Here is a 20,160-nt window from a genome sequence, read left to right as displayed (position 1 = left end):
CCGAAACCCAACAAGGAGTTTCGGATTCTTACACAGCCTGAGGATCGGTCAATGGATCCTTAACTGATCGGCATTAGGCCAAAGGCCCTCTTTTGCTGCATTGCCACCGATGATCAGGGGGAGAGTGGGGTGACCCGTACTCGCTCGATGCGCCGCTCGCTCACGGCCATGACCTCGAAGCAGAACTGGCCGAGGTGCAACTGCTGACCGACGTCGGGCAGACTGCCGAAGTGGGAGAGCAGCATGCCCGCCAGGGTCACGTACTCGTCGCTCTCGCTCACCAGCCCGTCGCAGTTCAGGGCCTGCTCCACCTGATGGATGTTGGTGGTGCCGTGGATGAGCCAATGCTCGCCCTCGCGCACCACATCGGGGGTCTCGTCCTCGTCCGGCAGCTCGCCGACGATGGCCTCCAGCAGATCGTGGTTGGTGACCAGCCCCTGGATGACGCCAAACTCGTCCGCCACCAGAATGAGGCTGCCCCTGGCCTGGCGCAGCTCCGCCAGCAGCCGGATCACGTTGATGGTCTGGGGCACGATGACGGGCTCGTTCTGTCTGGCTAGTGCTGCCAGGGATTGCCCCTCGTTGAGGGCAAACAGCAGATCCCGAGCCTTGACCACCCCGATGATCTCGTCCAGCTCCCCGTCACAGACCGGGAACAGGCTGTGGGGGGCCCGTTGCAGCAGGGCGCGGATCTCGTCCTCGCTGTCGCTCACGTCGATCCACTCCATCTCGGAGCGCGGGGTCATGATGGTGCGAATGGAACGCTCGGCCAGCGACAGCACGCCGCTCACCATGTAACGCTCCTCTTCACCGAAACCAGGGGGCAGGGGCTGAGCCTGCACCTCTTCTTCGTCCTCCTGCGGGTGGGCGGAGCGCTTGTTCCCCCCCATCAGCTTGAAGATGGCGGCGGTGGTGCGCTCGCGCAGGGGCTGGCGCGCCTCATGGCGCAGGGCACTGCGCTGGGCGAGCTGGTTGAAGAACTCGATGAGCACCGAGAAGCCGATGGCCGCGTAGAGGTAGCCCTTCGGTATGTGGAAGCCGAAGCCCTCCGCCACCAGGCTGAAGCCGATCATCAAGAGGAAGCTCAGGCAGAGCACCACCACAGTGGGGTGGGCGTTGACGAAGCGGGTCAGGGGCTTGGAGGCGAGCACCATCACTACCATGGCGATGGTCACGGCCGCCATCATGACGCCGAGGTGATCCACCATGCCGACGGCGGTGATGATGGAGTCCAGGGAGAAGACCGCATCCAGCACCAGGATCTGAGCGATCACCACCCCGAACCCGGCATAGACGCCGGTGCCGCCTTGCTCCTCGGGCTTGGCCTCGAGTCGCTCATGCAGCTCGGAGGTGGCCTTGAACAGCAGGAAGAGTCCGCCTCCCATCAGGATGAGATCCCGACCGGAGAAGGAGTGATCCCAGATGTGCAGCAGAGGAGCCGTGAGGGTGACCAGCCATGACATGATGGTGAGCAGTCCCAGGCGCATCAGCAGGGCCAGGGAGAGACCGATGATGCGCGCCTTGTCCCGCTGGGCGGGGGGCAGTTTTTTCACCAGGATGGCGATGAAGACCAGGTTGTCTATCCCGAGAACGATTTCCAGGATGATCAGGGTAAGCAGACCGACCCAGATTGACGGGTCCAGCAAGAATTCCATGTGATTGACCTCAATGAAGACAGATGCAGTGAATCGTGGTCACGGCGTGGCCGTGGTGACGGAGACGATCGCTTCAGAGGCGTTGGTTGAGCAGGTACAGATAGGCTTTGATGGGAAAAGACGAAGGGCTACTTCGGGGATTGTCCATGATGGGCAATAAAACCTCGGGTCAAAAGTGAGCCCTGATGATAACGGGAATCCCGTATTTGGCAAGAGGGGTCTGGATGCGCAGGGGGAGGCGCTCGCCCAACAGGGCAACAGGGGCAGGCGGAGCTTGCCAGGCAAGCCCCGCCTTGCGGCTTACAACCAGCGTTTTTCCCTGGTGAAGCAGACCGAGAGCCAAGCGTCTCCCAGGGTGTCGCCGAGGCGAGACCAGAGCTCCTGGCGCAGGGCATCCTGGCGCTCTACGGGCCACTCCTGGCCGGGGGCCACCAGGATGTTGAGCTCGAGATCGAAGCGGCGGCCGCTTTTTGCCAGGTGGCTGTAGCACTCGACCCCATGGCGCAGGCGCAGGGCCTCGACTTCGCTTGCCACCAGCCGGGAGACATCCCCCTTGGGGGCAATCTTCAGCACTTCCCGCAGGTTGCGACCGAGCACCTTGATGGGAATAAGGGTGGCACACAGGGCCAGCAGCGAGACCAGCACCGGGTCTATGTAGCGGTTGTAGTGGCCGTAACCCAGGGTATCGAGCCCGATGGCGACCAGAAAGCCGATGAGCAGGGTGGCGCTGAGCAGGGTATCCACCAGCCACTCCTTGGAGTCCACCCGCACCAGCTCGGAGTTGACCCGCTCGGCCACGTCGGCCTCGATGAGATAGAGGATGCCGCAGAAGAAGGTGGAGACGACGGCATAGATGAGGGCGTGGCCGAGATCTATTTCTCGTCCGCCCGCCAGAAGGGAGGTGATGCCGCCATAGAGGGCACCGAGGCAGAGCAGCAGAATGATGGCGCCGTTGATGACGTTGGCGATGGGTTCGAAGTGGGCGTAGCCGTATTGGAAACGGGCGTCGGAGGGGCGGGTAACCAGGTAGGCGGTGATGAGCCCAAGGCCCGTCATGCCCATGCTGAACAGGGTGAAGATGCCGTCCAGCATGATGGCGTTGGAACCGACGAACAGACCATAGCCGATCCCGAAAATGGCAAAGGTGATGCAACCAAACAGCGACAGGGTCAGCGCCTGTTTTTCGGTGCGAATAAGCGTACTGATAACATGGCTGTAGTGAGCCATAAAAGTCCTCCTTTCAAATGGTGAAGATTGCGCGCGCAAGCGGTTTTCTAGCTGATATACTGCCCGCTCACATGTGAGCGGACTGGTTCGGACACCCGCAAAGAGGCAGGTCCGAACGGTCGTTGTCGCCGGAATGCCGGCATCAAGCAAAGGATGGGAACAAGGATTTATGATCCCGAGACTCGATTACCAGGACAGTTTGTCACCTACAACCCTGCAGTTTCTTGAGTTGCTGGCGCGATCAGCATTTCGTGGTGATATCGAAAAGTCTTATGCAAGCCGGTTGGCGATGGCGACGGATAACAGCGTCTATCAGGTCGTACCTCAGGCGGTTCTCTATCCGCGCAGCGCGGATGACATAGCGGTGATGCTCAAGCTGGCCCAGGGGCCCGAGTACGCAACCTTGAGTTTCTTCCCTCGCGGTGGCGGTACCGGCACCAATGGCCAATCCTTGGGCGGCGGCATTATCGTCGATCTCTCGCGCCATATGAACCAGATCATGGAAATTAATCTGGAAGAGGGCTGGGTGCGGGCCCAGGCCGGGGTGGTCAAAGACCAGCTCAACGCCTATTTGAAGCCCCACGGCTACTTCTTCTCGCCGGATCTCTCCACCTCCAACCGGGCCACCCTGGGAGGCATGGTCAACACCGACGCCTCGGGGCAGGGGTCGCTGGTGTACGGCAAGACCTCGGATCATGTGCTCGGCCTCAAGGCCGTGCTGGAGAACGGCGATCTCATGGCGACCGAGCCGGTGACCGGCCAGCGTCTGGCGGACAAGCTGGCCCTCGAGACCCGTGAAGGGGAGATCTATCGCACCCTCTATCGCATCGGCCGCGAGCGGCGCGCCGACATCGAAGCCACCTTCCCCAAGCTCAACCGCTTTCTGACCGGTTACGATCTCAAGCACCTCTATCAGCCCGATACCGACACTCTGGATGTGAGCCGGGTGCTGTGCGGCTCGGAAGGCTCTTTGGGCTTCATCATCGAAGCCCGCCTCAACATCACCCCCATCCCGCGCTACCGCACCTTGGTCAACGTCAAGTACGACAGCTTCCCCTCCGCGCTCAGAAATGCCCCCTTTATGGTACAGGCCCACGCCCTGTCGGTGGAGACGGTGGACTCCCGGGTGCTGGGACTGGCCCGCGCCGACATCATCTGGCATTCGGTGAAGGATCTCATCCAGGATGTGCCCGGCAAGGATCTGCAGGGGCTCAACATCGTCGAGTTTGCTGACACCGACGAGGATGCGCACAAGGCCAAGGTGGAGGAGCTGTGCCGGCGCATCGACGCCCTGCTGGCCAGGGGGGAGGCGGGGGTCATTGGCTATCAGGTGTGCGACCACCTGCCGAGCATCGAGACCATCTATGGCATGCGCAAGAAGTCGGTGGGGCTGCTCGGCAACGCCGAGGGGCGCAAGAAGCCGGTAGCCTTCACCGAAGACACCGCCGTGCCGCCGGAATCCCTGGCGGACTTCATCATGGAGTTTCGCGCCCTGCTGGACGCTTACGGCCTTGACTACGGCATGTTCGGCCATGTCGATGCCGGGGTGCTGCACGTGCGCCCGGCGCTGGACTTGTGCGATCCCGAGCAGGAGGTGCTGCTGCGGCGCATCTCGGATCAGGTGGTGGCGCTCACCGCCAAATACGGCGGCCTGATGTGGGGCGAGCACGGCAAGGGCTTTCGCTCCGAATACAGCCCCGCCTTCTTCGGCGAGCTGTGGGAAGAGCTGCAACGGGTCAAGGGGGCGTTCGATCCGGCCAACCGCATCAACCCGGGCAAGATCTGCATGCCTTATGGCAGCGGCGCTTCGCTTGTCTCGGTGGACGGGCCCAAGCGCGGCAAGTTCGACCGCCAGATCCCGATTGCCGTGCGCGAGAGCTATACACGGGCGCTGGATTGCAACGGCAACGGTCTGTGTTTCACCTTCGAGACCGACTCCCCCATGTGCCCCTCGGTCAAGATCAGCCGCGACCGCCGTCACTCCCCCAAGGGGCGGGCTGGCCTGATGCGTGAATGGCTGCGCCAGTTGTCGGAGCAGGGCTTCGATCCCCTTGCCGAAGAGGTGGCGCTGCAAAGCGGGGGTCTACGCTTCAAGCAGATCGTCGACAAGTTCCGCAATACGGTGGCCCGCGCCCGGGGCGAGTATGACTTCTCCCACGAGGTGATGGAGGCGATGGAGGGGTGCCTTGCGTGCAAGGCATGCACCAGCCAGTGCCCCATCAAGGTGGATGTGCCCACCTTCCGCGCCCGCTTCATGCAGCTCTATCACAGCCGATATCTGCGCGGCCCCAAGGATTACTTCGTGGGCACGGTAGAAAGCTATGCGCCCCTGCTGGCCAAGGCCCCCAAGCTGGTCAACTTCTTCCTCGAAAAAGAGTGGGCCCAGAAGGCGACCGAGAAGAGCATCGGCATGGTGGATGTGCCGCTGCTCTCCGTGCCGACCCTGGCCGAGGAGCTGCGTGATCACCGCGCCCGCTATTTCGATCTGCCGGGCCTCGAGGCCATGAGCCCCGAGCAGCGCCAAAAAGTGGTGCTCATCGTGCAGGATCCCTTCACCAGCTACTACGACGCCCCCGTGGTGCGTGACCTGGTGAAGCTGGCCAGCAAGCTGGGTTATCAGCCCTACCTGCTGCCGTTCAAACCCAACGGCAAGCCTCAGCACGTGAAGGGATTCCTGCGCGCCTTCGCCCGCACTGCTGCCAGCAGCGCCCAGTTCCTCAACAAGGTGGCGGCCCTCGGCATCCCTATGGTGGGGGTCGACCCCTCTCTGGTGCTCTGCTACCGGGACGAGTACGTGAAGGCGCTCGGCCCCGCCCGCGGCGATTTCCAGGTGCTGCTGCCCCAGGAGTGGCTGCTCTCCCTGCCTGCCGAGGCGCTGCCGCTGCGGGAAGAGGTTGGCACCGACCCCTGGTATCTGTTTGCCCACTGCACCGAGAAGACCGCCAAGCCCACCACCCATGGTGATTGGAGCACCCTGTTCGGCCGCTTCGGTGCACGTTTGCAGCCGGTGTCGGTGGGTTGCTGCGGCATGGCGGGCACCTATGGTCACGACGCCAAACAGGTGGAGAACTCCAAGGGGATCTACGGTCTGAGCTGGGCCGAGCCCCTGGCTCGCCTGCCGCAAGCCCGTTGTCTGGCCACCGGTTATTCGTGCCGCAGCCAGGTCAAGCGGATGGAGGGGGAGAAGCTCAAGCATCCGCTGCAGGCCCTGCTGGAACTGCTCTGATGCTCCACTTTCCCAAGGGATTCCGGGTGCCAAAGGCCTATCGGCACCCGCATTTTCTGTTGCTCCCCACCACGCCGTCCCAGGCCGTGGTGGAGTTTGTCGCCATCCTGCGCGAGCGGGATCAGCTCCATCAGCTGTTTCGCCCGGACGATGTGTGGCCCTCCGCCAATTTCAGCCTGAGTCAGCACGAGGCCGACTTGGAGTGGCAGCACGCCGAGTTTCTGGCCAAGCGCTCCTTTGCCTATGGCCTCTGGAGCCCGGACAGGGAGCCCCGCTTCTGGGGCGGGGTTTACCTCTATCCGTCGGTGCTGCCGGAGGTGCAGGTGGAGCTCTTCTTCTGGAAGGTGGCCGAGGCGCCGCTCACTGACAGCGAACTCGAAGCCGAACTGCGCACCTGGCTCGGCAAGGTATGGCGCTGGTCCGAGCCGCGTCTGCCGGGGCGGGACGGCCCCTGGGCCGAGTGGCCAGGGGTGACCTATCCCTGGTGAGGGTCAATCTCGATGCAAGATGCCCCGGCGTGGGCATCTTTTTTTTTGCTCCTTTTTCGCCGACACTGCTGGTTTGCCGCTACAGCGCAGCGATAACCCGTTGATCACGCAAGGAGTCCGCTCACCATGAGTCAAGAAAGCAGCCCCATCTGGCGCAAACCCATGAGCCTGGAGGGGCTCAACGCCAGCTCCCGCAACACCCTGATGGCCCACCTCGACATCGTCTACACCGCCTTTGGCCCCGACTGGCTGGAGGCCACCATGCCGGTGGATCACCGCACCCATCAACCACTCGGCATGCTGCACGGCGGCGCCTCCGTGGTGCTGGCGGAAACGCTGGGATCGCTTGCGGCCAACATGGCGGTGGGGGAGGAGAATTATTGCGTGGGGCTGGAGGTCAATGCTAACCACCTACGGGCCAAGCGGGAAGGGGTGGTGACGGGGCGCTGCGCGCCGCTGCATCTGGGGGCGACGACTCAGGTGTGGCAGATCGAGATGCGCGATGAACGTGGTCGTTTATTGTGCACCAGCCGATTGACCATGGCGGTGCTCAAGCACAAGCGGGACAAGGACTCTGGCGAAGCGTGATCGGCAATAACGCATCATGAGTGAAAAATAAGCAAGCCATAGTCGCGAGATCCCTCTATAATTGCCAACGTCTTGAGACACCTATCACATTTTTCAAGACAGCAGAACAAAGTGGCGCTATAATCGCCGCCTTTTTGCTATTCCGCGGTGTTAGCCGCCTGCCTTAATCTGGAAGAATCTATGTCTGATACCGAACAACTGCCCCTTTTTAGTGAGCTTGGACTGGCCGCGCCTGTATTGAAAGCGCTGCAGGACGTGGGCTATGAGCGTCCGTCTCCCATCCAGGCCGCAGCAATTCCCCACCTGATGGCGGGACACGATCTGCTGGGGCAGGCACAAACCGGTACAGGGAAGACCGCTGCTTTTGCCTTGCCTCTGTTGTCTCGTCTGGAAGCTGGTAACCGCAACACCCAGATCCTGGTGCTGGCCCCGACCCGCGAGCTGGCCCTGCAGGTGGCAGAGGCGTGCCAACGCTATGCCCACCACATGCCCGATTTCCACGTGCTGCCCATCTACGGCGGCGCTTCCTACGAAACCCAGACCCGCGCCCTGCGCCGCGGTGCTCAGGTTGTCGTGGGTACCCCGGGCCGCGTGATGGACCTGATCCGTCGCAAGAACCTGGACCTCTCCGGTCTGAAAGCCCTGGTGCTGGACGAAGCGGACGAAATGCTGCGCATGGGCTTCATCGACGACGTGGACTGGATCATGGATCAGTGCCCGGCCGGTCGTCAGGTTGCCCTGTTCTCTGCCACCATGCCGGAGCAGATCCGTCGTGTTGCCCAGAAGCACCTGAAGCAGCCCAAAGAGATCAAGATCGCTTCCAAGACCGCGACCGCAACCACCATTCGCCAGCGTTACTGGCAGGTGACCGGTCTGCACAAGCTGGACGCCATGACCCGTCTGCTGGAAGTGGAATCCTACGAAGCCCTGCTGGTGTTCGTGCGTACCAAGAACGCCGCCGAAGAGCTGGCAGGCAAGCTGGCTGCCCGTGGTCACGCCTGTGAAGCGCTGCACGGTGACATCCCGCAGAAGCTGCGTGAGCGTACCGTCGACAAGCTGCGTCAGGGCCAGCTGGACATTCTGATCGCCACCGACGTGGTCGCCCGCGGTCTGGACGTTGAGCGCATCACCCACGTGGTGAACTACGACATCCCCTACGACACCGAATCCTATGTTCACCGTATCGGCCGTACCGGCCGTGCTGGTCGCAAGGGTGAAGCCATCCTGTTCGTGGCACCGCGCGAGCGTCGCATGCTGCGCGCCATCGAACACGCAACTCGTCAAGCGATCGAGCCGATGAAGATGCCGAGCACCGAGGACATCAACCAGCACCGTCTGGCCAAGTTCAAGGAGCGCATCCGCGAAACCATGATGGGTGAAGAGCTCGAGATCTACCACAACCTGGTGAACGAGCTGATCGAAGAAGATTCTGCCGATCCGCTGGAGCTGGCTGCTGCACTGGCCAAGCTGGTACAGGGCGACCAACCGCTGCTGCTGGATGACTCCATTCCGGATCCGGTGTTCAACGCCGGCAACGATCGCGGTGGCTTCGAGCGTCGTGAGTTCAACGACCGTGGCGGTCGTGACTTCGGTGACCGTGGCGATCGTCCGGCCCGTCGCATGCCGTCCCTGGAGCCGCGTCCACTGAAAGACAACCCGGACGTGGAGATGGAGCGCTACCGCGTCGACGTGGGTGCCCATCACGGCGTCAAGCCGGGCCAGATCGTGGGTGCCATCGCCAACGAAGCGAACATCGAGAGCCGCTTCATCGGCAACATCGACATCGCCGATGACTTCTCCACCGTCGATCTGCCCAAGGGCATGAGCGCCGAGGTGCTGGAAGTGATCAAGAAGGCCCGTGTCTGCCAGCGTCCGCTGCAGATCACCCGTTACACCGAAGTGCCGGCCGGTGGCAACACTGCTCCCCGTCCGCCCCGTGGTGATCGTCCGTTCCGTGGCGACCGTCCTTTCAACAAGGATCGCCGTCCCCAGGGTGACCGTCCCTTCAACAAGGATCGCCGTGAAGGCGGTTTCGACAAGGGTCGCAAATTCGGTGGCAACAAGCGCCGCGACAGCTAAACCCTGACTGCACTGATGAGAAGGCCGCTCCATGGAGTGCAATGCTGTTCAGATAAGCACATTTTTGACTAATTATTCATAAATGCGACTTGAGTTGGGGGAGCAAGGCTGTTTCCAGTCGATGTTCCTTCAGCCTTTATCCAGCGTGGCTTGCAATAGAAAGAGGGAGGCATCATGCCTCCCTCATTTTTAGCCCTGATACTACGTGGACTGGAACTCAAATTCTCTTAAGTGAACAGCATTGGCTCCATGGAGTGGCCCTTTTTGTGTCTGTTTTTCAGATGCGTAGCGAAGATTGTCACCTTTTTCCGGCCGTGGTGGGCATCCGGTTTGATGAGGAGCCAGTGAAAGAAAAATGGTGCAATCCATTTGCCTGGGGGTGGCGCCTGGTGTCATTCTTTGGGAAGCGATTGGATACTTTTGGAAGACGCACAATCGTTGCTGGTTGCAAACGACTGCGACTTTGGTCTGAAGGTGCATTCTGTTGTTTGCATATGAGTCAGCAGAGTGAGATGAATAAATAAACCGTATGACAGGGAGGTGCGTGATGGGCAAGTGGCTTGGCAAGGTGTTGCTGATATCTGGATGGCTCGTGTCGGGTATGGTGTTGGCGGAGGAGCCCTTCTTCAGAATTGCGGGGGCGGGGTGCTGCAATGGCAAGGGGGAGGTGGTGCTGACCCGTGCCGAGTTTGAGGCCTTGCCGCAGACGGAAGTTAAGACGGGGACGCCCTGGACCGAGGGGGAGCACCTCTATCGCGGGGTGTTGCTGCGGGACCTGGTCAGGATCTACGGTCTCAAGAGCCAGGAGGTCAAGGCCCTCGCGGTCAATGAATACTGGGCCGCACTGCCGCTGGAAGACGGGGAGAAGTACCCGGTGCTGGTGGCCGAGAAGCAGGATGGCAAGGCTCTGACCCTGCGCAACAAGGGGCCGCTCTGGGTCATTTATCCCCTCACCGACCATCCCGAACTCAACAAGGAGATCTATCACAGCCGGATGGTGTGGCAGCTGACGGCGCTGGAGAGCAAATAAGATGCTGAGCAGCAAGTTCTTGAGCCTGATCCTGATGGTGACCACCTTTTTGGGGGTGACCCTCTGGTCGGTCTGGAACTATGACCGCGCGTTCAATGAGGTGACGCGCTACACCCAGCTCTCCGCCTGGGCACTGGCCCAGCTCGAGCTGGAGATCCACGCCTTCGAAGAGGGTTTGAAGCTCTATCGTGCCGGTGCCGTCAGCCGGGAGGAGATGAACAAACGCTTTGACATTGCCTGGAACCGGCTCGATGTCTTCCTGCACGGGAAGGAGGCAAAGTCGGTCAGGGCCCGATTCGGTGCGGACAAGGCGGTCGGCAAGATCCTCGCCCTCTTCGAACGCTATGAGCAGGATGTGGTGCAAGGGGAGCCGGATTCCCCCGCACTCAAGATGTTCACGGCCGCACTCGATGACGAGATGCGCGGGGTGCGGGACGTGATGGTGAAAAACTTTACCGGGCCTTCTGCCATCGCCCAGCGTGAGCTGCTCAACGAGTCGAGAACCCAGAACTTCTTCATCCTGGGGTTTCTGATGCTGGCGACTATGGTGATGTTGATGGTGCTGTTTCGCGAAGTGCGTCGCCAGCATTTTCTGGCGTGGAACGACCCTCTCACCCGTCTCCCTAACCGGGCGGCGCTCATCAAGCACCTCCAGCAGTGGACCAGCCACCCCGGGCGGCGCAGCAGCATCACCGTCTGCCTCATGGATCTGGGGCATTTCAGGGAGGTCAATAACAGTCTGGGTTACGAAGTGGGGGACGCCTTGCTCAAACGGCTTGCGGCGCGGATCAAGGCCGCCTCTGGCCAGGGGATCTTCGTTGCCCGAACCGGCAGTGACGAGTTCACCCTCATCATCACCGGCACCATGCCCACCTATCTGCGCTTCCCGTTTCTGGAGCAACTGCGCAGCGAGCTGGCGGATCTGGTGTTTGCCGCCGATCCGGCGCACCGGGTGCGGGTCTTCATGGGCACCAGCCAGTACGTGAAACCGGATCATTCACCGGAAGAGATGCTGTTGTTTGCCGATATCGCCCTCGACAGCGCCAAGCGCAAACGGCTGAATGACAATGTGCTCTTCTCCAGCAGCATGTATCAGCACTATCAGCGCAAACGCCGGCTGTCGACCGAGCTGCGGGAGCTTATCCACTGCCCGCAATGCCCGCAACTGGCCCTTTACTATCAGCCCATCGTGCGCGGCCAGAGTGTAGTGAGGCTGGGGGCCGAGGCGCTGATCCGCTGGCATCATCCGGAATATGGCTTTATTGCCCCCCTCGACATCATCTCGCTGGCAGAAGAGAACGGGTTGGGCGAGGCGCTCGGGGGCTGGATCATCCGGCGCATGCAGCTCGATCTGTCCGGCTTCCCGGAGGAGGTGCTAGCACCGCTCGAGATCTCCATCAACCTCTCCAACTCCATGTTCAACATGGGGTTGGCCAGGGAGATTGAAGAGAAGATGGAAGATGGGCCGTTGGGGCTGCACCAGTTGATAGTGGAGCTGACCGAAACCATCGACCTCGATGACATCGCCCTCAGCAAGCAGATCATTCACTCCCTGCGCCAGATAGGGGTGCGGGTGGCCCTCGATGACTTCGGGACCGGCTGGTCCTCGCTCTCTTACCTGCGTGAACTCTCTTTCGACAAGCTCAAGATCGACCGCTCCTTCATCACCGCCATCGACAAGGATCCCCGTCAGGCGCTGTTCGTCGAGACCATCACCACCCTCTCTCATCAGTTGGGGGTGCGTGTCGTGGCAGAAGGGGTGGAAAACAGCGATGAGCTCAAGGCGGTGCTCACCATAGGGGTGGATGAGATCCAGGGTTATTTCTACTCGCGTCCCTTGCCGCTGCCGGAGTTCATGCAGTTCTGTCACCGCTATTTCGCCCACAGCGCCGCTATTCAGGAAGTGGCACTGGGGTAGCCTTGGGGCAATCGAGCCCCTGTAGCCTTGTCTTCGAGTCCCTCTGTTCGATTGTTCCTGGTTGATATTTCATCCCGACACCTTTCTTCCATGGCAGCACCGCCCTTGACGCGGTTTTCTTGTGCCTCCTGCCAGAACGAGGGTGCGAGAGGGCAGGCCCGGTGCTACCTTGTGCCACGAACAGTGCCACAGGGCAGAGGAGCCATAAATGGATCGCTTGGGGGTGATGGAGGTGTTCGTGCTGGCGGTGGAGACCGGCTCGTTTTCGGCGGTGGCCCGCCGACTGGGGATGGGGCAACCCACGGTTTCCAGATTGATTGCCCAGCTTGAGGCGCACCTTGGCAGCCGCCTGTTGCTGCGTTCGACCCGGGGGCTGGCGCCCACCGAGGCCGGAGAGGCCTACTATCTGCGGGCGAGAGAGATCCTGGCCCAGGTCCACGAGGCCGATGCCATGGTGCAGCAATGCCGGGCGGGCCTGAGCGGGCCTCTGCGGGTGAGCGCTCCCGTCACCTTCGCCCGCCTGCATATCATTCCCCATCTTGCCGGTTTTCTGGCGGCTCACCCGGGACTGGATCTGGAGATCCTGCTGGATGACGGCAATGTGGATCTCATTTCGGCGGGCATCGAGGTGGCTCTGCGGATCGGCAAACAGGCCGACTCGTCGCTGGTCGCCCGCTGTCTCGCTCGAAGCGACATGCGGGTGCTGGCGACGCCGGCCTATCTGGCCGCCAAAGGAGAGCCTGAGACCCCTCAGGCCCTGCAACAGCATGACCTGGTGCTTTACAGTCCACGGCCCGGAATGGGGCAGCAGTGGCGATTTCGCCGTGGCGTCGAGGAGAGGGTGGTTTCCGGAGAAGGCAGGCTGATGGTCTCGGCGGCCGAAGGCATGCGCGCCGCCGTGCTGGCTGGACTGGGGCTCGGTATCGCCTCGGAGTGGATGTTTGCCCCCGAGCTTGCCCGCGGCGAGGTGGTGGCGGTGCTGCCCGAGTGGCAACTGTCCATGCAGGAGCTCTGGACCCTGCTCCCGGCAGGTCGCCAGCCTGGTGCCAAGGCGAGCGCCTTTCTGGCATTCGTGACCGGCCTGCCCGGCGTGGGGCATACGCCAGCGGAATAACTGTTATGGTCCCCACCGCTCTACTGGTGGCGACGCTCCCCGGGTAGGCTGTGCGCATGGGGCCCGTATCCTGGCGGGAGCCCTTCTACCACGAGGAGAAGAGCATGAGTACATCGCCTTCTGCCGGAGGGGCCGCAACCCCCGGCCCCTCCCCAATGCTGTTCACTTAAGAGAATTTGAGTTCCAGTCCACGTAGTATCAGGACAAAAAAGCGAGGGAGGCATGATGCCTCCCTCTTTCTATTGCAAGCCCCGCTGGATAAAGGCTGGAGGAAGATCGACTGGACACAGCCTTGCCCCCTCAACTCAAATCCAATTTATGAATAATCAGTCAAAAAAGTGCTTATCTGAACAGCATTGCGGCCCCTCCCTGCTCTTCGCCATGGCCCTGTCATGCGGCCTGGCAGTTGCCAACATCTACTACAACCAGCCCATGCTGGCGGTGATGGCGCAGGACTTTCCCGGGCACTCGGGCATGCCATTGATCGCCATGCTGACCCAGCTTGGCTATGCCATGGGTCTGCTTTTGCTGGTGCCGCTTGGCGATGTGGTCGAGCGCCGCTGGCTCATTCCGGGGCAGTTTGCACTGATCGCGCTGGCTTCCCTGCTGGCGGCCACGGCCACGAGTGCCACCACCTTGATGCTGGCCTCCGTCCTGCTCGGCATCGGGGCCACGGCTGCCCAGCAGATATTTCCGGTGGCGGCGACCCTGGCAGATCCCGCCCGCCGTGGTGCCGTGGTCGGCAGCGTGATGAGCGGCCTGCTGGCCGGGATACTGCTCAGCCGCACCGTCGCCGGCCTGGTCACCGCCTATGGCAGTTGGCGCGCCATGTTCTGGCTGGCCATTCCCCTGGCCCTGTCGGGGGCCCTGCTGATGGCCAGGATGATACCGTCCGGATTGCCGCGCTCTCCCCTCGGTTATGGCCGTCTGCTTCACTCTCTGGTCGGTCTGTGGCGCGAGGAGCCCGCCTTGCGCCGCGCGACCCTGACCCAGGCCTTGCTGTTTGCCTCCTTCAGCGCCTTCTGGACCGTGCTGGCGTTCTACCTGGCCGAACCTGCCTATGGGTTGGGGGCCGACATGGCGGGTCTCTTCGGCGTCATCGGGGTGGCTGGGGTGGTGGCGGCCCCTCTGGCAGGCCGGATGGCGGATCGGTTGGGGGCCAGACCAGTGGTATTGGCCGGTGCTGTGTTGGTGGTGCTTGCCTGGATCTGCTTCGAGCTGTGGCTCTCTCTGGCCGGGCTGGCGTGCGGGGTCATCTTGCTGGATCTCGGAGTGCAGAGCGCACTCATCGCCCATCAGCAGCGCATCTATGGTCTGAGACCTGAAGCCAGGGGGCGCATCAATACCCTCTTCATGACCGGCATGTTCCTGGGGGGAACCCTCGGCTCCAGCCTGGGGATGCTGGTCTGGCAACAGGGTCACTGGCTCGGGGTGGGAGCAGCCGGCATGGGGTTGGCCCTGGTGGCCTGTCTCTGTGCCCTGGCCGGCAGGCGGGGACTGCAACCGGCCATCTGAGGCATGTGCAAGACAAGAAAGGCGACCCCGGGGTCGCCTTTTGTCTGTCTGCTCGGGATGGACTCAGAGCACCATGGCGGCAATCCAGCCGAAGATCACCAGGGGGATGTTGTAGTGGATGAAGGTTGGCACCACGCTGTCCCAGATGTGGTCGTGCTGACCGTCGGCATTGAGGCCCGATGTGGGGCCGAGCGTCGAGTCGGAGGCGGGGGAACCCGCGTCCCCCAGCGCGCCCGCGGTGCCCACCAGGGCGATGGTCGCCATGGGCGAGAAGCCGAGGTGGATGCACAGGGGCACATAGATGGTGGCGATGATGGGCACGGTGGAGAAGGAGGAGCCGATCCCCATGGTGATAAGCAGGCCCACCAGCAGCATCAGGAAGGCCGCCAATCCCTTGTGACCTGCCATCATGCTGGAGACGGACTGCACCAGACTCTCCACCCCGTGGGTCTCCTTCATGACGGCGGCGAAGCCTGCTGCGGAGATCATGATGAAGCCGATGAGGGACATCATGCGCACACCCTGGGTGAAGGCATCCTGGCTCTCGCGGAATTTGATGACGCCACCGCAGGTGAAGATGATGAAGCCTGCGAGCGCCCCCAGCACGATGCTGTTGGTCATCAGTTGCAGGCCGAGTGCCACGGCGATGGCCAGCAGGGCTACCCAGATGTGGTTGAGATTGAGCTCGACCGTCTCGGGTTCGGCGGCCAGGATCTGCTCCAGATCATACTGACGCGGCTTGCGGTAGCTGAAGAAGACGGCGATGAGCAGGCCGAGGAACATGCCGAATACCGGGATGGCCATCGCCAGGGGCAGTTGGCTGAATTCCACCGGTACGCCGTTGTCGACGAGATTCTTGGCCAGGATGTTGTTCAGGAAGATACCGCCAAAGCCGACCGGCAGCAGCATGTAGGTAGCGGTCAGGCCGAAGGTGATGACGCAGGCCACCTGACGGCGGTCGATCTGCATCTGGGCCATGACATGCAGCAGCGGCGGGATCAGGATGGGAATGAAGGCGATGTGCACCGGGATCAGGTTCTGGGAGGAGACGGAGACCGCGAGCACCGAGGTGAGCAGCAGGCTCTTGACCCAGAGAATGCGGGTGCTGCTAGCATCCTTGCCGAGCTGGTTGATGACCTTGCGGGCCAGCAGATCCGTGATGCCGGAGCGGGAGATGGCTACCGCGAAAGCCCCCAGCATGGCGTAGGAGAGGGCGATTTCTGCACCGCCGCCCAGGCCGCCGGTGAAGGTGCTGAGGGTCTGCTCGAGGGAGAGTCCGCCGAGCAGGCCACCCACGATGGCACCGATGGCGAGGGAGACCACCACATTGATCCGCAGCAGGCTGAGCACCAGCATCAGCGCCACCGCGATAACAACAGGATTCATTTGATTTCCTTATGGATTGTGTTGCTGTCAGTCGTGTGAAAGCCAGCTAGTTTGCGAAAAACAGGCTAAATGTCGAGAAAAAAATCGGCGGATCCCGGCCAAGGGACGCATCTTCTGCTGGAGGTGAACGGGAACCGGGAAAATGGCCCTTCTTCGTTGCCCAGACAGGTCCCCTCATGCAGACAGGCTGCCATGGGCAGCCTGTCTGGGCAGGGGCTGGGAGTGTTCAGCCCTCGTCTTCGGTGTCCGTCGTTTCATCCGGGTTGGCCAGAGGCCAGCCTCCCAGGCTCTTCCAGCGATTGACGATGTGGCAGAAGAGCTCTGTGGTGCGCTCGGTGTCGTAGAGGGCCGAGTGGGCCTCTTTGTTGTCAAAGGGGATATTGGCGCTCTGACAGGCCTTGGCCAGCACCGTCTGCCCCAGGGCAAGACCCGAGAGGGCGGCGGTGTCGAAGGTGGCGAAGGGGTGGAACGGATTGCGCTTGAGGCCGGCCCGCTCGGCGGCGGCCATCACGAAGCCGTGGTCGAAGGTGGCGTTGTGGGCCACTATGATGGCGCGACCACAATCCTGCTCCTTCATGCCCTTGCGCACCCCCTTGAAGATCTCGGTGAGTGCTTCCTTCTCGTCCACCGCGCCCCGCAGCGGGTTGAAGGGGTCGATGCCGGTGAACTCCAGCGCCGCTTTCTCCAGATTGGCGCCCTCAAAGGGCTGGACATGAAAATGGAAGATCTGGTCAGGGACGAGCCAGCCCTGCTCATCCATCTTGAGGGTGTGGGCGGCTATTTCCAGCAGGGCATCGGTCTTGGCATTGAATCCGGCGGTTTCAACATCGATGACGACGGGGTAAAAGCCGCGAAAACGGCCCTTGAGGGTGTGAACGGCGTCGGTCATGGTATCTCGGTCGGCGTGAAAGGAGGCGGCATTATGGCAAAAAAGCGTGCCCTTGTCCCTTATCTGCCGCCATGGGATGGCAAGAGGGCCATTTTGAAACACCTGTGCTTATAATTGGCGACGTCAACCATGGAGGGAGAGGACGATGAAGAAGCTGGGATTGGCACACAAGATGATGTTGGTGGTCTGTCTGCCGCTGTTGGCCCTGCTGTTTTTCTCCGGCCGGTACGTCTACGAACGTTATCGGGTCGAACAGGAGATGAGCGGCGCCCTGGTCGCGCTGGCGGTGGTGAAGGAGGCGGCGCAGCTGGCCCATGAGCTGCAACGGGAGCGCGGCATGTCGGCCGGCTTCCTCGGCTCTGGCGGCAACAAGTTTCGCGATGCGCTGCCTGCCCAGCGCAAGGTGGTGGACAGCCTGTTGCAGCGTTTTCATCAGGATCCTGCCTTGCTGGCTCTGACGGAGGTGCAGCAGGGAGTGGCGGGACTCACCGCCATGCGTGAGCGGGTCAGCGCCCTGGGGGTCGAGGTGGCGGAACAGGTCGGCTTCTATACCCGCCTCGTGACCGCCTTGCTGGCGGTAGTGGACAAGATAAGCGTCGACAGCATGGATGCCACCATCGCCCTGCAGACCAATGCCTACGCCGCCTTCCTGCAGAGCAAGGAGCGTGCGGGGCTGGAGCGGGCGACGCTCAGCAACGTCTTTGGCCGTGACAGCTTCACGCCTGCGCTGTTGCAGCAGTTCATCTCCCTGCTGGCGGCCCAGAACACCTATCTCGAACGTTTCCAGGCGGTGGCGAGTCCAGCCCAGCGTCAGTTGCTGAACGACAGCCTCGCCTCACCCGTGGTGGCCAAGGTGGCCGCCATGGAGAAACTGGCCCTGGACAAGGCGGCAAGCGGCAGTTTTGGTGTCGATGCGGAGGCCTGGTTTGCCTTGAGTACCGACAAGATAGGCCTGCTCAAGGAGATAGAAGACAGCCTCTATCAGCAGCTCTTCGAGCGGGTTGAACAGATGCGGGTCGGGAGTGCCAGTGACTTCTGGTGGGGGGCGGCTGGCGTGTTGCTGTGCATCGTCCTGACCACCTTCGTCTGCTGGCGGGTGGTGCGGGATCTGCATCTGGGCTTCATGGCCCTGCACCAGACCTTCAAGCGCCTGGTGCAGGAGAACGACCTGACTGTGCGGGTCGACTGGCGATCCGGGGATGAGCTGGGTGCCCTGGCGCGGGATCTGAACCATTTCCTCGGGCACCTGGAGAGTTTGCTGCTGGCTGTGCGCCACTCCTGTGACGTGCTGATACGCAGCGCCGCCAGCTCGGCCGAGGTCATTGCCGAGGTGAATGCCGGCGTAGTCAGGGGATGCGGGCAGGTGGATCTGGTGGCGACTGCCGCCACCGAGATGGCATCGACTGTCGCGGAGATTGCCCGCAACGCCACCCAGACCTCCCAGGCGACCCAGCAGGCCATCGGCCGGGCGAAGCAGGGTGACAAGGAGGTGGATCAGACCATCCACACCATCCAGCAGGTCGCGGGCACGCTGGTGGATACCCGGCACCTGGTGGACAGCCTGCATCGGGATACCGAGTCGGTGGGGGAGGCCTTGAGCCTCATCAAGCAGATCTCGGACAGAACCAACCTGCTGGCCCTCAATGCCGCCATCGAGGCGGCCCGTGCCGGTGAATCCGGGCGCGGCTTTGCGGTGGTGGCCGACGAGGTGAGAGCGCTTGCCTCCCGTACCCAGCAGGCGGCGGATGACATAGAGCGGATGCTGGGCCGCTTGCGCCAGGGGGCCAACGAGGCGGTGGCTGCCATGCACACGGGCACCGAACAGGCCGGCCTTAGCGTGACGGAGGCCAAACGGGCGGGGAGCGAGCTGACCGACATCGTCAACGAGGTGCGCAAGGTGAGCGACATGACGGCCCAGGTGGCCACCGCCACCGAGGAGCAGCGTTACGTGACCGACGACATCCAGCAAAACGTGATGACCATCCGTGACGTGTATGAGGCCCATCGCCAGCACTCCCATACCCTGCAACAACACAGTGCCGAACTGGATGCCCTGGCCCGGGATCTGGCGGGACGCATCGCCAGCTTCAAGCTGATGGCCCCTTCTTCCCCCCACTGAGCGTTTTGGCCTAAAGCTTGTCCTGCCGCTGCCGATAGATAATTCGAGATAGTGTGGAGGACAAGCCGTTGAATGCTTGGGTGTTGGGGTTGATCAGCATATCAGTGAGTATGCAGTTGCAGGCGGGCGTGACCGAATTTGGCGCCGGTCTGGATCAATCCGTCTGGCGCCTGACCTCTGATACCCAGGTGGAGTGCAGGCTGGAGCATCCTATTCCCCGCTGGGGAACCGGGGCCTTTGTCAGCCGGGCCGGGCGCAAGATCAATCTGGATTTCGAGCTCAAGGGGCAGCGACCCCAGGCGCGTACCCAGACAGTGAGCCTCGGGATCATGCCCCCCAGCTGGCGTCCCGGGGTGGCCGGGCGACAGATCAGCCAGTTGCAGTTCTATCAGCAGTTTGACGGCCTGGTGGCGGGGCAGACCGCCTGGACCATGTTGGACGAGCTGGAAGGAGGGCGTATGCCGACTTTCCAGTATCGCGACTGGTATCGTCAGGACAGGCCGGTGCGGGTATCGCTCTCGTCGGTCAATTTCAGGGTCAAGTACCAGGCGTTCATGGACTGCCTGAGTGGCTTGCTGCCCTACAGCTTCAACGACATCGCCTTCAGCGTGCTCTCCTATGACAAGAACAGCGATCAGTTGTCACCGGCCTCCAAGCGGCGGCTGGCGATGATCGGTGATTATGTGAAGGCAGACAAGAGCATCGATGTGGTGGTGATCGACGCCTACAGCGACAGCTATGGCGGCCGCTGGCCAAACCAGAAGCTCTCCGAGAAGCGGGCGGATGCCATCAAGCAGGTGTTTGTGGATCTCGGCATCGAGGAGGGCAAGATCTCGGTGGAAGGGCACGGTGATACCAATCAGATTAAAGATGTGATCTAATTGCTCTATTCTGGTTTCACTGTACTCAGTATGTCCGATCCAATC

The 20,160-nt window shown here is 62.0% G+C and carries 13 protein-coding genes and 1 pseudogene; 10 read left to right on the top strand and 4 right to left on the bottom strand.

The annotated features are described in order from the left end of the window. Positions 1 to 113: 113 nt before the first annotated feature. Together OKB81_RS12575 and OKB81_RS12570 are read right to left on the bottom strand one after the other, a co-directional pair. The gene (locus OKB81_RS12575) at positions 114 to 1,655 is read right to left on the bottom strand and encodes a TerC family protein (protein WP_160838307.1); all 1,542 of its coding nucleotides are present in this window, start codon (positions 1,653 to 1,655) and stop codon (positions 114 to 116) included. 300 nt (positions 1,656 to 1,955) lie between these two features. Next, a complete protein-coding gene (locus OKB81_RS12570; protein ID WP_041214996.1) occupies positions 1,956 to 2,882 on the bottom strand; it encodes a cation diffusion facilitator family transporter in 927 nt (308 codons plus the stop codon). A 169-nt stretch (positions 2,883 to 3,051) separates the two neighbouring features. Here OKB81_RS12570 and ydiJ point away from each other — a divergent pair, with 169 nt between their 5' ends. The 8 genes from ydiJ to OKB81_RS12530 all read left to right on the top strand — a co-directional run bounded on the left by ydiJ (position 3,052) and on the right by OKB81_RS12530 (position 14,840). Further along, the gene (gene ydiJ, locus OKB81_RS12565; RefSeq protein WP_160838309.1) at positions 3,052 to 6,108 is read left to right on the top strand and encodes a D-2-hydroxyglutarate dehydrogenase YdiJ; all 3,057 of its coding nucleotides are present in this window, start codon (positions 3,052 to 3,054) and stop codon (positions 6,106 to 6,108) included. Continuing rightward, entirely contained in the window at positions 6,108 to 6,596 is a 489-nt protein-coding gene (locus OKB81_RS12560; RefSeq protein WP_052816362.1) for a hypothetical protein, read from the top strand. The genes ydiJ and OKB81_RS12560 overlap by 1 nt, the downstream gene beginning before the upstream one ends. Before the next feature lie 126 nt (positions 6,597 to 6,722). Beyond that, positions 6,723 to 7,184 (top strand): hotdog fold thioesterase, encoded by a 462-nt coding sequence (locus OKB81_RS12555; RefSeq protein ID WP_052816363.1) that lies wholly within the window; start codon positions 6,723 to 6,725, stop codon positions 7,182 to 7,184. Positions 7,185 to 7,364: 180 nt separating this feature from the next. Further along, positions 7,365 to 9,263, top strand: a complete 1,899-nt coding sequence (locus OKB81_RS12550) for a DEAD/DEAH box helicase (RefSeq protein WP_029314717.1) — start codon at positions 7,365 to 7,367, stop codon at positions 9,261 to 9,263. 547 nt (positions 9,264 to 9,810) lie between these two features. Beyond that, positions 9,811 to 10,293 (top strand): molybdopterin-binding oxidoreductase, encoded by a 483-nt coding sequence (locus OKB81_RS12545; RefSeq protein WP_043154943.1) that lies wholly within the window; start codon positions 9,811 to 9,813, stop codon positions 10,291 to 10,293. A 1-nt stretch (position 10,294) separates the two neighbouring features. Then, positions 10,295 to 12,211 (top strand): putative bifunctional diguanylate cyclase/phosphodiesterase, encoded by a 1,917-nt coding sequence (locus OKB81_RS12540; protein ID WP_270667930.1) that lies wholly within the window; start codon positions 10,295 to 10,297, stop codon positions 12,209 to 12,211. Between the two features lie 208 nt (positions 12,212 to 12,419). Continuing rightward, positions 12,420 to 13,325, top strand: a complete 906-nt coding sequence (locus OKB81_RS12535) for a LysR family transcriptional regulator (protein WP_270666582.1) — start codon at positions 12,420 to 12,422, stop codon at positions 13,323 to 13,325. Between the two features lie 318 nt (positions 13,326 to 13,643). Next, positions 13,644 to 14,840, top strand: a complete 1,197-nt coding sequence (locus tag OKB81_RS12530) for an MFS transporter (protein WP_270667933.1) — start codon at positions 13,644 to 13,646, stop codon at positions 14,838 to 14,840. Positions 14,841 to 14,903: 63 nt separating this feature from the next. Here OKB81_RS12530 and OKB81_RS12525 read toward each other — a convergent pair whose 3' ends face one another. Both OKB81_RS12525 and rnt read right to left on the bottom strand, forming a co-directional pair. Further along, positions 14,904 to 16,226: a Na+/H+ antiporter family protein gene (locus tag OKB81_RS12525; RefSeq protein ID WP_103858439.1), complete on the bottom strand. Its 1,323-nt coding sequence runs from the start codon at positions 16,224 to 16,226 to the stop codon at positions 14,904 to 14,906. A gap of 226 nt (positions 16,227 to 16,452) precedes the next feature. Then, positions 16,453 to 17,115, bottom strand: a complete 663-nt coding sequence (rnt, locus tag OKB81_RS12520) for a ribonuclease T (protein ID WP_010675098.1) — start codon at positions 17,113 to 17,115, stop codon at positions 16,453 to 16,455. A 145-nt stretch (positions 17,116 to 17,260) separates the two neighbouring features. Between rnt and OKB81_RS12515 the strand changes: the two genes are divergently transcribed. Further along, entirely contained in the window at positions 17,261 to 19,234 is a 1,974-nt protein-coding gene (locus OKB81_RS12515; RefSeq protein WP_162540591.1) for a methyl-accepting chemotaxis protein, read from the top strand. A gap of 68 nt (positions 19,235 to 19,302) precedes the next feature. After that, positions 19,303 to 20,100, top strand: a pseudogene (locus OKB81_RS12510) (flagellar protein MotY); the annotation flags it as partial. Positions 20,101 to 20,160: the final 60 nt, after the last annotated feature.

The sequence above is a fragment of the Aeromonas sp. QDB56 genome (genome assembly GCF_027705505.1).
GTDB lineage: Bacteria > Pseudomonadota > Gammaproteobacteria > Enterobacterales > Aeromonadaceae > Aeromonas > Aeromonas caviae.
Note: the sequence above shows the minus strand (reverse complement) of the source record. Positions and strands in the feature narration are given on the sequence as shown.

Bases quoted from the DNA above. Each gene is read 5' to 3' on its own strand.
- OKB81_RS12575 (WP_160838307.1), bottom strand. From the start codon at position 1,655: ATGGAATTCTTGCTGGACCCGTCAATCTGGGTCGGTCTGCTTACCCTG.
- OKB81_RS12570 (WP_041214996.1), bottom strand. From the start codon at position 2,882: ATGGCTCACTACAGCCATGTTATCAGTACGCTTATTCGCACCGAAAAA.
- ydiJ (WP_160838309.1), top strand. From the start codon at position 3,052: ATGATCCCGAGACTCGATTACCAGGACAGTTTGTCACCTACAACCCTG.
- OKB81_RS12560 (WP_052816362.1), top strand. From the start codon at position 6,108: ATGCTCCACTTTCCCAAGGGATTCCGGGTGCCAAAGGCCTATCGGCAC.
- OKB81_RS12555 (WP_052816363.1), top strand. From the start codon at position 6,723: ATGAGTCAAGAAAGCAGCCCCATCTGGCGCAAACCCATGAGCCTGGAG.
- OKB81_RS12550 (WP_029314717.1), top strand. From the start codon at position 7,365: ATGTCTGATACCGAACAACTGCCCCTTTTTAGTGAGCTTGGACTGGCC.
- OKB81_RS12545 (WP_043154943.1), top strand. From the start codon at position 9,811: ATGGGCAAGTGGCTTGGCAAGGTGTTGCTGATATCTGGATGGCTCGTG.
- OKB81_RS12540 (WP_270667930.1), top strand. From the start codon at position 10,295: ATGCTGAGCAGCAAGTTCTTGAGCCTGATCCTGATGGTGACCACCTTT.
- OKB81_RS12535 (WP_270666582.1), top strand. From the start codon at position 12,420: ATGGATCGCTTGGGGGTGATGGAGGTGTTCGTGCTGGCGGTGGAGACC.
- OKB81_RS12530 (WP_270667933.1), top strand. From the start codon at position 13,644: ATGAATAATCAGTCAAAAAAGTGCTTATCTGAACAGCATTGCGGCCCC.
- OKB81_RS12525 (WP_103858439.1), bottom strand. From the start codon at position 16,226: ATGAATCCTGTTGTTATCGCGGTGGCGCTGATGCTGGTGCTCAGCCTG.
- rnt (WP_010675098.1), bottom strand. From the start codon at position 17,115: ATGACCGACGCCGTTCACACCCTCAAGGGCCGTTTTCGCGGCTTTTAC.
- OKB81_RS12515 (WP_162540591.1), top strand. From the start codon at position 17,261: ATGAAGAAGCTGGGATTGGCACACAAGATGATGTTGGTGGTCTGTCTG.